The organism is Ktedonospora formicarum, assembly GCF_016587355.1.
Lineage (GTDB): Bacteria > Chloroflexota > Ktedonobacteria > Ktedonobacterales > Ktedonobacteraceae > Ktedonobacter > Ktedonobacter formicarum.
Window position 1 is genome coordinate 2,374,843 of sequence record NZ_BNJF01000001.1, and the last position, 12,000, is coordinate 2,386,842.

Genomic DNA, 12,000 nt, shown 5'->3' on the forward strand with positions numbered 1-12,000 from the left:
CTAGAGATGCAGAGTGTCAACTCACATCACGCTCACCACCGCGCCTAAAGCGGCCGAACACCAGATACTTCAGTGAACTGCACATTCTCCTCAGATTCCCGTGAGGAAACTAGATTGAGACGCGTCGCGTATAGTGCTGCCTGGGTGCGGCTCTGCACACCCAACTTTGCTAAAATATGTCGCACATGCGTCTTCACCGTGTCCTCAACGATATGTAAATGGCGCGCAATATCCTTATTTGAACGCCCCTGAGCCAACAAGTTGAGAACATCGGCCTCGCGCTCTGTTAGCGTTTCGGGTAAATGAGGCTCACGCACTTCGTGCAAGAGATACATAGACGCCTGGGCCGAAAACTGTACATTTCCCAGCATAACCTCTTTTATCGCATGACACAAATCTTCCGCCATTGTGTCCTTCAACAAATAGCCAACCGCCCCTGCCTTGACTGCATGGATGACCATTGAACGCTCAACATGATTGCTCAACATTATGATACGGCATTCAGGGCACAATTTATGAATAGAGGCTGTGGCTGCGATACCATCCATACCAGGCATGATAACGTCCATCAAGACGACACTCGGGCGGACTCGTTGTACGAGTTGCAAAGCACTGGCTCCATCACTTGCCTCGCCCACAACTACGATCTCAGGATCCTCGGCTAGAAAGTGACGTAATCCCTCACGTACCATTCCATGGTCATCCACTATCACTACATTTATCATCACTTACACTCTCCTACCTCAGAGTGAGATTCAGTCTTACGCCTTAATCTCTATGCAAATACTCAGGCACATCAACGCTAACGACGATGAAGGTGTTGGTTATCGCAAAAGACCTTACACATCACTCTTTTGTATGTTGCCAAAAGCTTACATCCTATCTCCTCCTTTTTCATTCTACCAAGCTAGCGTAAACCAACCCTATAGAGTGAGGCACTCACCCATTTATCTCCTTTAAATAAAACCGATTTATTACATTCAGCTATTAATGCATAGAAACACGAGACTCCTCGGTCCCAGTTAGACGTCAAAACGTCCGACAATCGATTTCATCGAGAAGCTAGCTGAGGGCAAATTTTATCTACGAGCGGGGCAGAATAGCACAGAGGGCGACATAACAGAGAATTTCATCCCTAAATACAACATTTTTACATTTTAACTATTTTCGCGAGACAGCAGCTTTGTTAAAAGCGAGCGCACATACATAAGGGGGGTACGGTGACGAAAAGCTGGGCAGCACGTAGCCTGTTGGAGAGCATCCATAAAGGTCGCGATACAGGAGAAGCGGCGGGAAGGTTCTTTTGCCAGTGAGCGTAGAATTACCTGTTCAATCGCATCAGGGATCTCGGGCATAAACGCACGCATCCCTTTCGGCTCAGCATATAAATGCTGATGACAGATTTGCGTTGCACTCCCCTGAAAGGGATAATGACCACAAAGCCAGGTATATAACATCACACCCAGGGCATATTGATCGCTTGCAGGCTCAGGCCGTCCACGAATCTGCTCAGGAGCGGCATACAGGACCGTACCACGTGGTATCTGTTCATCCCCTAAGTGTAGACTTTGGGTTACCGATCTGGCCGCTCCAAAGTCGCACAGCCAGGCTTCAAAGTTTGGCCCCAATAAGATATTCTGCGGCTTTACATCTCCATGAACAATGTCAGCGTCATGAAGATACTGTAGAGCCAACCCCACTTGAAGAACATATGGCAATATAACCTGTAATGTGACTACTCGCTGCTGCGGGAAGTGCTCATGCAGCGTTCCATGAGGCGCATAATCTATGACCATAAAGGGAATATCTTCCGCTTTGCCAAAGTCGAGGACACGTACGATATGCGTATGGGGGAAACAGGCATGCAGTCTTGCCTCAGAGAGCAGCGAGCGCACATCGCTCTCAGTCGCATACCAGGTATTGAGTAGTTTGAGTACAACTTGCGTCTTCAAATAACGATGTTCACCCAGGTACAACGTTGCATATCCCCCGCATCGTAAGAGCCGAATCAAGCGGTAACTCCCAAGTTGTTGGATAGTAGTCTGAAGACCAGGAGCGCTATTAATCTGTGTCGACTTGAGCATAAAAGCGACCCTTTACCACCCGCCAGACAAACTCTGGCGCATTCCTACAATTTGCCCTCCATTCTACAAATACCGCACGCTAGATGTCATCAACCAAACGAGTGAGATTTTGTTACACTTCACTCTATGCCTGTAAGATAACGCCTCAATACCCAACCCCATTCTGGATCAAGAAGTATCAGCGAAGATTACCGATATTCTCTCATCCTTGGGAGCCAAAGCAAGTGAAGGATGGTTCTAAATAGGACTAGTGGGTCATAAGCAGGCGCCTTCACAGCAAGGTCCTAGACGAGAAGGTGGTCATGCTGTAGGCTGATAACAAAAGATGTTATGTTAGGCGATACTCTTGTCATCGTTTAATACTCATAGATAGGTTAATTCAACGAGAGTAGGAACTTATAAATGCAGCAAGAAGCAATCTTACGCACAGAACATCTAACAAAGCGTTTCGGCACACGTACCGCTGTCGACGACCTGGCGTTAGAGGTCTTCCGAGGCGATGTCTTTGGTCTGCTAGGCCCCAACGGTTCGGGAAAAACTACAACGATCCGTATGGTACTGGGTCTACTTCAACCTAATCATGGATCGATTACCCTTTTAGATCAGCGCTCATCAGATAAGCATGGATATCTCCAGGCCCTACGCCGAACAGGCTCAATCGTTGAGCAACCAACATTCTATCCCTTCCTTTCGGGTCGCGAAAACCTGCGTGGCATGGCAACCTTCGCAGGCCTGGCCAACAATCGCATGACACATGCACGTATTGACGAAGTATTAGAACAGGTTGGCCTGGCTGAGCGTGCCAACGATTCTTACAGAAAATATTCGCTCGGCATGAAACAGCGCCTGGGTATCGCCGCGGCACTGCTCAGTCAACCAGAACTTATCATTCTGGACGAGCCGACCAATGGGCTTGATCCCGCTGGTGTTGTTGAAATTCGCAAATTCATTGGGCAACTCGCACAACAAGGTATTACCGTCATCGTTTCCAGCCACATTCTGTACGAAATTCAACAGGTTTGCTCACGCGTCGCCATCATCAAATTTGGAAAACTACTGGTACAGGGAAGTGTCAACGAACTGCTTTCAGACCGAGAGGGCATTCTCTTGAGCTTTAAATATCCCGATCAAGCTCACAAGGCCGAACAGGTGCTCAGAGAAGTGCAAGCCCAGACCCCCTGGCTAAAGAGCGCAGGTTGCATTCAGGCCGAACCAGGCTCCTGGGCCCCGGTGGGAAGTACTCTCCTACAAGTAGAGGCACCCATTGACTACGCAATGGAAATCAACGCTCTCCTGGGCGAGAAAGGCATCTACGCCGCTGAAATTCGCCGTCAGGAGGCAAGTCTGGAGAAATTCTTCCTGGAATTAACCGAGGGCCAGGCGCCAGATAGCACACAATCAAGTGCCCATATCCAACAATTATCAACAACCGGGCAAGGGAGGAATGCTTAATGAAAGCCGATTCGATGATTACCAACATCCAGGTAACACCTAGCGGTAGCTGGCTCACACAGGTTTGGCGCATGGTTGGGTGGAATGTCTACCAGATGCGCAGACGCATGATGAGCAAAATCCTGGGGCTTATTTATATCCTACCGCTACTCATCATGCTTGGCATCTTCCTTGCCATCAATAAACATGATCTGCTAGCCTACCCTAGCCTGTTTAGAAACTTCAGCGCGGTCATGAGTTCGCTAGGCCCCCTTCTTCTACCAATTCTAGCTGCGACTCTGATTGGCAGCGAATACACTTACGGCATCCAACGCCAGTTACTTGGGCGTGGCATGAGCCGTGCCCAGGTCTATACGGCACAACTCCTTTCGCTTGCGGCAATTACGTTCCTGGTGACAGGTATCACCCTCCTGGTCGGATTGTTGCTCTCGCTCATCCTTGGCGCTGCCTTTGGTGTGAAGATGGCCTTACCAGTAGGCGGTGATTGGGGTAGCTTGCTGCTATACTGGCTGACTCATACTCTCAACATCTACTTCTTTGTCACCATAGCCGTATTCATTGCCACATTAGGGCGCAACCCTATCGCGGGCACAGCCGTCGCTCTTGGCTATCAAATCTTTGAGATCCTGGTGCGCAGTATTCTCATGCTCCTTGCCAGCCTCTTCGATGTGAACGCAGCAAGAACAATCACGCATATCGTGGAATGGCTACCTGGATCCGTCACTCAGACGGTACTAAATGGAGCAGGAGCACTACTCTTCCATGACCCAACCCCCCCCAGTAGTGCTGACGTTATGAATCCTGGCACCGCTTTCATTATTCTGTTAATCTATCTCTTCATCCTTCTCTTCGGTGGGTACCTTCTCTACAGCCGTCGAGATATGACTGAGTAACCTCCCCTTTCCAGCAACACTTCAAGCCCCAATTCTCACTTTTGTGAGAATTGGGGCTTTTATTATTACCTTCAAGAAAGCCATTGGCCGATATAGCAATGTTCATGCTGCTTAGCTGCTTGCGAATATGGAACATCACACTCTTGTCACTATCCAGACTCAAGAGTCAGAGCACAACAGCATAAACAAAGAAGAGAGCTTGTAATGATTTGCAAACTCTCTTCTTTACGCTATTCAGGTCTCGATTAAGGGATTTCGCTCTCGCTTACTCGACCGTGACGGATTTGGCGAGATTGCGAGGCTGGTCAACATTGCATCCGCGCGCGACAGCAACATAATAGGCAAAGAGTTGCAGTGGGATGGTCGCCAGCAATGGACTAAAGGCTTCCAGAGCAGACGGCACATACAGCACATCGTGAGCATGTTGCTTAATCTTCTCGTCCCCTTCGGTGGCAACAACGATGACATGCGCGTCGCGAGCACGCACCTCCTGGATGTTGCTAACAATCTTATCATAGACATGCGAAGCAGTCGCGATACCAATCAACGGCGTCTCAGGGTCAAGCAAGGCAATAGAACCGTGCTTGAGCTCACCTGCTGGAAAGCCTTCCGCATGGATATATGAAATCTCCTTCAGCTTGAGCGCTCCCTCTAAGGCCGTCGGGTAGCCCACGCCACGCCCGATGAAAACCATGCTACGGACCTGAGCCATTCTTTGAGCCAGGGGAGCAATGATATCGTCAGGGGCGTTTGCTTTATCGAGGATATCCTGGATCTGTCCAGGCAATCGCTCAAACTCATCAAGGAGCTTACGCATTTGCTCGGGTTGCACCTGTCCATTCTGCTGTCCCAGATAGAGACCTAGCAGGTAGAGGACAGAGACTGAGTTAACAAAGGTCTTAGTAGACACAACACAGATCTCGGGTCCCGCGTGCAGGTAAAGTACGGCGTCCGAGAGACGTGTAATTCCGCTGGCGACAACGTTAGTAATCGCGATCACAGGTGAACCATGCTCACGCGCCTGGCGAACACCCACAATTGTGTCCAGAGTTTCACCCGACTGCGTCACAGCCACGCACAATGTGTCAGGCCCCATAATAGGCTCACAATAGCGAAACTCAGAGGCCGTAATTGCCTCAACCGGAATCCGCGTCCACTTTTCGATAGCATATTTGGCTAGCAAGCTAGCATGATATGATGAGCCACAGGCGACAATGACAATTCGCAGAATATTATCCAGAGTACCGGAGGCACGTAAGGCATCCAGTTCTGGCAGGCGGAGCTCACCTTGATGTACGCGGCCTAACAAAGCACGCCGTAGGGCCTCTGGCTGCTCATTAATCTCTTTGATCGCGAAATGGGAATAGCCCCCTTTCTCAGCAGCCTCAATATCCCAATCAATAGCAAGCGGCTTACGAAGTACTTTACTCCCAGCAGAGTCAGTAATTACGACGCTATGCGGGCGTAGCTCAACGATTTCACCTTCTTCTAACACAATGATGTTGCGTGTATGCTTAAGGAGAGCAGGGATATCGGATGCTAGAAAGTTCTCGCGCTCGCCCAAGCCCACAATCAATGGCCCCCCATTGTGGCGCGCACCTACCAGTAGGTCGGGTTGTTCGCGACTAACAACCGCTATGGCATAGGTACCTTCAACGCGCTTCAGCGCTATTTGGAGCGCCTGAGGTAGATCGCGCTGTGCTTCACCAAAGTAGGTGTGCTCAACAAGATGTGCCAGGACCTCAGTATCAGTCTCAGACTGGAAGACATGACCATTCGCGATCAATTCCTGGCGCAGGTCGACATAATTTTCGATGATACCATTATGGACAAGCGATAATGTACCACTACAGTCTGTATGGGGGTGTGCATTAGTGTCATCAGGGCGTCCATGGGTTGCCCAACGTGTGTGACCGATACCCAGCGTACCAGCCCCAGGACGCGAACCATTGGAGACAGATGCGGCGAGGTTAGCAATTTTTCCAGCGCGACGGTGGAGTTCAAGCTTGCCAGCGGCTGTGAGAACGGCAATACCAGCGGAATCATATCCGCGATACTCGAGTTTGCTTAATCCATCTAGCAGAATAGAAGTAACATCAATGCTTTCAGGTCCAACATAGCCAATGATGCCGCACATATGAGGAAGAAACCTTTCTCTTCACCTGTAGCAGAGCACAGCATAGCCGAGCATGCGCGCTTTAGGAGCACAAGAGCGCTTCCACGCTCCCATGTCTAAAAAAGCGCATAACTTCCCTATTGTCTACACATAAGGAGTGTGTGACACATATATGCTCTTGCTACCGCACCGTAAACACTTTGGCCTGTGTGTTACCACCCAGTTTTGTGTGCTTACTTCTCAGGGCTGTGACCGGCCCTGGAGGCTCCCCGCTGATGCTCCGAACAGCCTCCACCTCGTCAGCCAGGCTTCCTCCTCTAGCCTGGCCCATGCGCTACTTATTGCCTAATAATTATCGATATGAATTACTTACACCTCTGTCTATTAGACACGTTCTATGGTCCTTGCGCAGAGGCAGTGATGTCGCAGAATTTGTCTGCTTACCACTATAAACGAATGAAGTGAAAAAATGTCGCGCACGGACCCTTTTGGGTAAGCAATATCGAATATGTGGAAGCTTACCTTATACCTCATAAATCGTACGTGTCTCTATCCTGAGTATAACATAGCCCATAGCATACAATTCCAACAACATGAAGCATCATTACTCGATGACGATCCCCAGGCTTAATGGTATAATGAAGAGTAAAGCGCCGCAAGCGGCACATCTTACGGACAGAGTTTGGAGAGACCACTAGCCTCTTTGGCGTGATGGAATGAGCGGTGTGATGTTAGTTGATCATATTGTGTTGGGGATTATTGGCCTGGCTCCCAGTTCAGGCTATGATATGCGCGCTGAAGTAGAAAAAGGCAGCATCGGCTTGCTCTCAGCCCTGAGCTTTGGTAGCATCTATCCGCGTATCAAAGCCCTGGTAGAAGACGGCCTGGTGCGGATGGAGCAGGAGGAGAAGGACGGTCGCAAGCGCAAGGTCTATGAGCTAACCGCAAAAGGTTGGCACGAATTACAACGCTGGCTGATGGAAGAGGCCGCCGAGTATCCCCTCCCTATGCGTGACGAGCTTCTGGTCAAACTACTCTTCTGGGGAATCGCGGGAGCAGACCGTTCCATCCTACGTGAACACCTGCAAGCCCGACGTGAAGAATCTGAAGAACTCCTCAATCATATACGCGGGCTTCAGCATGATGGTATCACCTTCGTCGACGAATATACCTCACTAGTCTTCTCATACCTCCAGATGCGACTCGAAAGCGAGCTACAATGGCTGGACACAACGAGAACCAAGCTCTTGCAAGAACCTGAACTACCCTCACAGGACCCACGGTGGCTGACGGTTCTGCAAAAGGCGCGACGCAAAAACGCTCTGGGTGAAGATGACACCTAGAAAATCTTGGCTAACAATTAGTCATTGGAAGGTTCAAGCTCGCCACCCCCTTTTCGCTCTTGACGAGAACCACATTACCTATTATGGTACTAGTTAAAGCATTACCGTAATCAGAATCGCTTTACCCTTAATACGATAGAAGGTTTGACTCTCGCATGGAACTCTTAGACTTTACTATACTCGTGCTCTCGTTTATCATTGTCGTCTTTCTGGGGCTACTGCTGTTCATTCGTCCATCGAGAGCTGTCCTTGTAGCAGCGCTGCTTGGTGGATTGGTTATGGCGGTCATAAATGTACTTGTCGATCTGGTAGCCTACCTGGCTCACTTCTGGCATTATACGTTTACCGCGCCCAAGCCAACACAGCAATTCCCACTCAATATTCGGCCCCAAGACTATTACAATCTGATTACCCATTTCCCCGTGACTTTTTATGTCAGTTCCGCGCTGGTCTTTGGTGCGCTGGTATACTTGCTCATCTGGCGCTTTGAAGCCGGACCCAAAGCCTGGTTCGCGAAGGTTCTCCTCTATGGAGTTCCACTGTTCTGCATTCTACGCGATATCTACGGAGCCTCAACCCATACAGCCTATCTTACCTGGGAGAACACCGGGGGAATTGTACTCACTGTGCTATTCTGGCCTGTGGCTTTCTTCACGGGCTACGCGCTCTTCAAGAAGCTCGCCCCCTCCTACAGTGAGGTTGAAGCCCAACGCCAGGAAGAAGAGGAGCACACGAACTCGCTCAAAGCAGCTTCCTCTAAACAATAAATATACCTTAAACACGGCCAAATAATAGGAGAGCGGGGCATGTCGCGTATGACATGCCCCGCTCTCCTATTCCCCGTGCAACCTTAGTCCTCTACATCTTTAAGCACAGCAGCAAGGTCTTCATAAACCAGGTCAGGCTGGATAGTGGAATGTTCAAGTGTCGCGCGCGAAGCCCGACCAGAGAGTACCAGTAGTGTATGGGTGCTCGCGGCTTTACCCGCGAGTATATCCACGTCCAGGCCATCTCCAATCATGACCGTCTCATCTGGTGTGCTTCCAAGCGTCTGCATAGCCTCTACAAGCAAGGCTGGCTGCGGCTTGCCGATCACTTCAGGGGCAGTTGAGCTACCAGCCTCAATCGCGGCAACCATCGTGCCAGTTCCAGCGATAAAGCCATCAGCAACTGGCAAGAGAGGGTCACGGTTAATGGCGATGAACTCGGCTCCGTTACGAACGGTCAGAATCGCCTCAGTGAGCTTCGCGTAGGTGAACTCGCGGTCCAGACCCACAAGTACGGCATCGGCATGCTCTGTATGGGAATTCACAATCTTCAGGCCATAAGCCTGCGCGATCTCATAGAGCGGGCGCTCGCCAATCAAGTGAATGCTCCCATTTGGGAAGCGGCGCGCAATCTGGCGAATCGCAGCCTGGCCCGCACCCAGGACATGTTGCAAGCTGCTATGGATACCCAAGCCCTGCAATTTATCCAGCACTTGCTGCTCACTGGCAAAGGAGTTGTTCGTTAAGAAGAGATATTTCTTCCCGGTACGCTCAAGCCAGTCAACAAACTCCTTCGCGCCCGGTACCAGGGTTGCGCCCCGGTAAATGACTCCGTCAAGGTCAATCAGGTAGGTAGTATATGGTGGTAACATACATCTCCATGTAATGATTCTGTATAGGTTCCTCTTCAGGTTAGAGACTTCTCAGCGCTGACGTGCTTCGCAGGGATCATAGGGTGTGGGCGGATTTGCCAATGGCAAATCCGCCCACACCCTATGATCCCTGCCATACCACCGCAGGTGGTAAGATGGGCTTTATAGCGCCTCCATGATCCCTGTAAACCACCGCAGATGGTGAAAGATCCTAAAGAGTTGCCTTCATATGGTGTACACACTACTATCATCGACCTTGGCAAGCCTTTATGGCAACGCTTTAGGACTTCTGATAAGCGAGACAGCTAGGCGCGCAGGAGTTGTTCACGAATAGCTGATACATCCTGGCGAAGGGTGGGATTCTGCTTCAGATTGCGCTCAATCTTCTCGCAGGCATGGAGCACTGTACTATGATCGCGACCACCGAAGAGTTGTCCGATCTCGAAGAGCGAGACCTGCGTCTCCTGGCGAATTAGATACATCGCAACCTGACGCGGCACAAGGACTTGCTTATCACGCTGCTTACCACACATAGCTTCGAAAGGCACACTATAGTACTCAGAGACCGTCTGGGCAATCTGACGACCATCCAGATTTGTTTCGCGATGATCAGCACCCAAAGACGACATAGCGGCACGTGCAACATCAATCGTCAGGTCAACCCGGTGCAATTGCTGATATGCCATCAAGCGATTCAGGCAGCCCTCAAGCTCACGAATATTCGTTTGCACACGACCTGCGACATACGAGATAATATCATCGGGAACGCGATAATGGAGCGCATCAGCCTTAACGCGCAGGATCGCCATACGCGTCTCCAGGTCCGGGGGCTGGATATCAGCAACTAAACCCCATTCAAAACGTGAACGTAAACGCTCCTCCAGACTGGCAATGGCCTTGGGCGGACGATCACTACAAATCACGATCTGTTTGCTCATCTCGTACAGGCTGTTAAAAGTGTGGAAAAACTCTTCCTCTGTCGATTCCTTACCTGCGATAAACTGAATATCGTCAACCAGCAGAATATCCACTGAACGATATTTGGCGCGAAATTCCTCAGTTGTGCGATAACGGATAGCGTTAATAATCTCGTTGGTAAACTGCTCTGAGGAAACGTAGAGCACCGCCAGCCCAGTCTGCACTCCCTGCTGCCCAATCGCATGCAGGAGGTGAGTCTTTCCTAATCCTACACCTCCATAGAGAAAGAGGGGATTATATGACTCTCCTGGGGCCTCAGCGACCGCCAGCGAAGCGGCATGAGCTAACCGATTGCTGCCACCAACAATAAAGGTATCAAAGCTATAGCGTGGGTTCAGGCGATTGTTGGTGAGCATTCCTGGTTTCTGCTCATTATCCCACTGCTCTCGTGTCCCCAAGGCCCCTCCGTCCGCCTCGTATGGCACATCGGCGGAGCGCATCATCCTCTGAGAAGCAGAGCGCGTGACATTGAGATTATAAGCTGAAGTTGTATTTTGCTGGGGAAGAGGACTATTCGATGATGGAGGAGTAGGGATAGGTGGGCGAGGCATAACGACGCCTTTAGGTTCAATGGGCCTCTTCTCTTCCTGTTCGTGCACAACCACCAGCACAACAGGCGCTCCTGTGACCTCGCTCAAAGCTTCCTCTACTACCTGACGCCAGTGAGACTCGATAACATCTCGAGCCAGGTCATTATTCACCTGCAAGGTCAGATAGAGAGAATCCCCATCCGAAGTTGCATCATCAGCGGCGGAGGCCTTTGAAGCCTGTAATTGTGCGCCCTGCAACCATTGACGGCTCACTGTATCAAGGGACGCATGTTGAAGTCGCTCAAGCGTTGAGCGCCAGATTGTAGCAGTGTTCACACGTAAGCAAGCGGCATAGGTCCTCATTATCCATGCAGAATCAGAGGAATGCGCCGCCCTCCTTTCTTACCATACCCTTGCGGGGCCGTTTTGGGTCCAACCAGTCAAACCGCACCCTCACGCGGGTACTGTGAGCCTCTCCTTATACGAAAATCCGAACATGTTGGTGCCAATCATGTTGAGACAGCCAGAGTCCCGATCGCATAAACCTTAGCGGTTTACCAGATGATAGCGTTACTCTTCGGCCAGCGCCACACACTCGATCTCAACTAGAGATTTGCGTGGCAATTCTGCGACCGCAATAGCGGAACGTGCGGGCAAGGTGTCACCAGTAAAATAGGTTGCGTACACAGCATTGACAGCCTGGAAATGATCCATGGTAGTCAGGAAGACGGTGGTCTTCACCACACGCTGAAGGGAAGAGCCAGCAGCTTGAAGTACTGCCTGAAGATTCTGCAAAACACGATGCGCCTGAGCGGTAACATCTTCACCAACGATCTCGCCACTAACTGGATCAAGGGGGATCTGCCCTGAAGTATAGATAAACTGACCATAGCGGATCGCCTGGCTATAAGGTCCGATGGCAGCCGGGGCCTCTTGCGTATGAATCTTCTTGAGTTCCATAAAAC

General features: G+C 50.4%; 11 protein-coding genes. 5 read left to right on the forward strand and 6 right to left on the reverse strand.

Annotated features, from left to right (window positions below; translation table 11 throughout):
• Positions 1-44: 44 nt before the first annotated feature.
• On the reverse strand, positions 45-725 hold the full coding sequence (locus K3T82_RS10185; RefSeq protein WP_220193364.1) for a response regulator: 681 nt from the start codon (positions 723-725) through the stop codon (positions 45-47).
• 432 nt (positions 726-1,157) lie between these two features.
• Complete coding sequence (locus tag K3T82_RS10190; protein WP_220193365.1) at positions 1,158-2,084, reverse strand: serine/threonine protein kinase; 927 nt, start codon at positions 2,082-2,084, stop codon at positions 1,158-1,160.
• 402 nt (positions 2,085-2,486) lie between these two features.
• On the opposite strand from K3T82_RS10190, the gene K3T82_RS10195 reads away from it, so the two are divergent.
• A complete protein-coding gene (locus K3T82_RS10195; RefSeq protein ID WP_220193366.1) occupies positions 2,487-3,536 on the forward strand; it encodes an ABC transporter ATP-binding protein in 1,050 nt (349 codons plus the stop codon).
• Positions 3,536-4,429, forward strand: a complete 894-nt coding sequence (locus K3T82_RS10200; protein WP_220193367.1) for an ABC transporter permease — start codon at positions 3,536-3,538, stop codon at positions 4,427-4,429. Before K3T82_RS10195 ends, K3T82_RS10200 begins: the two co-directional genes overlap by 1 nt.
• 265 nt (positions 4,430-4,694) lie before the next feature.
• On the opposite strand, the gene glmS is transcribed toward K3T82_RS10200, so the two are convergent.
• A complete protein-coding gene (gene glmS / locus K3T82_RS10205; RefSeq protein ID WP_220193368.1) occupies positions 4,695-6,566 on the reverse strand; it encodes a glutamine--fructose-6-phosphate transaminase (isomerizing) in 1,872 nt (623 codons plus the stop codon).
• A 151-nt stretch (positions 6,567-6,717) separates the two neighbouring features.
• Here glmS and K3T82_RS10210 point away from each other — a divergent pair, with 151 nt between their 5' ends.
• The 3 genes from K3T82_RS10210 (at position 6,718) to K3T82_RS10220 (ending at position 8,655) form a co-directional block, all read left to right on the forward strand.
• On the forward strand, positions 6,718-6,894 hold the full coding sequence (locus K3T82_RS10210; protein ID WP_220193369.1) for a hypothetical protein: 177 nt from the start codon (positions 6,718-6,720) through the stop codon (positions 6,892-6,894).
• A gap of 379 nt (positions 6,895-7,273) precedes the next feature.
• The gene (locus K3T82_RS10215; RefSeq protein ID WP_220193370.1) at positions 7,274-7,888 is read left to right on the forward strand and encodes a PadR family transcriptional regulator; all 615 of its coding nucleotides are present in this window, start codon (positions 7,274-7,276) and stop codon (positions 7,886-7,888) included.
• A 155-nt stretch (positions 7,889-8,043) separates the two neighbouring features.
• Positions 8,044-8,655 (forward strand): hypothetical protein, encoded by a 612-nt coding sequence (locus K3T82_RS10220; protein ID WP_220193371.1) that lies wholly within the window; start codon positions 8,044-8,046, stop codon positions 8,653-8,655.
• Between the two features lie 83 nt (positions 8,656-8,738).
• Here the strand turns inward: K3T82_RS10220 and K3T82_RS10225 are convergent, their stop codons facing one another.
• The 3 genes from K3T82_RS10225 to K3T82_RS10235 all read right to left on the reverse strand — a co-directional run bounded on the left by K3T82_RS10225 (position 8,739) and on the right by K3T82_RS10235 (position 11,995).
• Positions 8,739-9,527, reverse strand: a complete 789-nt coding sequence (locus K3T82_RS10225) for an HAD-IIA family hydrolase (RefSeq protein WP_220193372.1) — start codon at positions 9,525-9,527, stop codon at positions 8,739-8,741.
• 305 nt (positions 9,528-9,832) lie between these two features.
• Positions 9,833-11,371: a chromosomal replication initiator protein DnaA gene (gene dnaA / locus K3T82_RS10230; RefSeq protein WP_220193373.1), complete on the reverse strand. Its 1,539-nt coding sequence runs from the start codon at positions 11,369-11,371 to the stop codon at positions 9,833-9,835.
• Positions 11,372-11,605: 234 nt separating this feature from the next.
• Positions 11,606-11,995, reverse strand: a complete 390-nt coding sequence (locus tag K3T82_RS10235) for a RidA family protein (RefSeq protein ID WP_220193374.1) — start codon at positions 11,993-11,995, stop codon at positions 11,606-11,608.
• Positions 11,996-12,000: the final 5 nt, after the last annotated feature.

Excerpts from the sequence above, each read along its gene's own strand:
- K3T82_RS10185 (WP_220193364.1), bottom strand. The coding sequence starts at position 725 with ATGATAAATGTAGTGATAGTGGATGACCATGGAATGGTACGTGAGGGA.
- K3T82_RS10190 (WP_220193365.1), bottom strand. The coding sequence starts at position 2,084 with ATGCTCAAGTCGACACAGATTAATAGCGCTCCTGGTCTTCAGACTACT.
- K3T82_RS10195 (WP_220193366.1), top strand. The coding sequence starts at position 2,487 with ATGCAGCAAGAAGCAATCTTACGCACAGAACATCTAACAAAGCGTTTC.
- K3T82_RS10200 (WP_220193367.1), top strand. The coding sequence starts at position 3,536 with ATGAAAGCCGATTCGATGATTACCAACATCCAGGTAACACCTAGCGGT.
- glmS (WP_220193368.1), bottom strand. The coding sequence starts at position 6,566 with ATGTGCGGCATCATTGGCTATGTTGGACCTGAAAGCATTGATGTTACT.
- K3T82_RS10210 (WP_220193369.1), top strand. The coding sequence starts at position 6,718 with ATGCTCTTGCTACCGCACCGTAAACACTTTGGCCTGTGTGTTACCACC.
- K3T82_RS10215 (WP_220193370.1), top strand. The coding sequence starts at position 7,274 with ATGTTAGTTGATCATATTGTGTTGGGGATTATTGGCCTGGCTCCCAGT.
- K3T82_RS10220 (WP_220193371.1), top strand. The coding sequence starts at position 8,044 with ATGGAACTCTTAGACTTTACTATACTCGTGCTCTCGTTTATCATTGTC.
- K3T82_RS10225 (WP_220193372.1), bottom strand. The coding sequence starts at position 9,527 with ATGTTACCACCATATACTACCTACCTGATTGACCTTGACGGAGTCATT.
- K3T82_RS10235 (WP_220193374.1), bottom strand. The coding sequence starts at position 11,995 with ATGGAACTCAAGAAGATTCATACGCAAGAGGCCCCGGCTGCCATCGGA.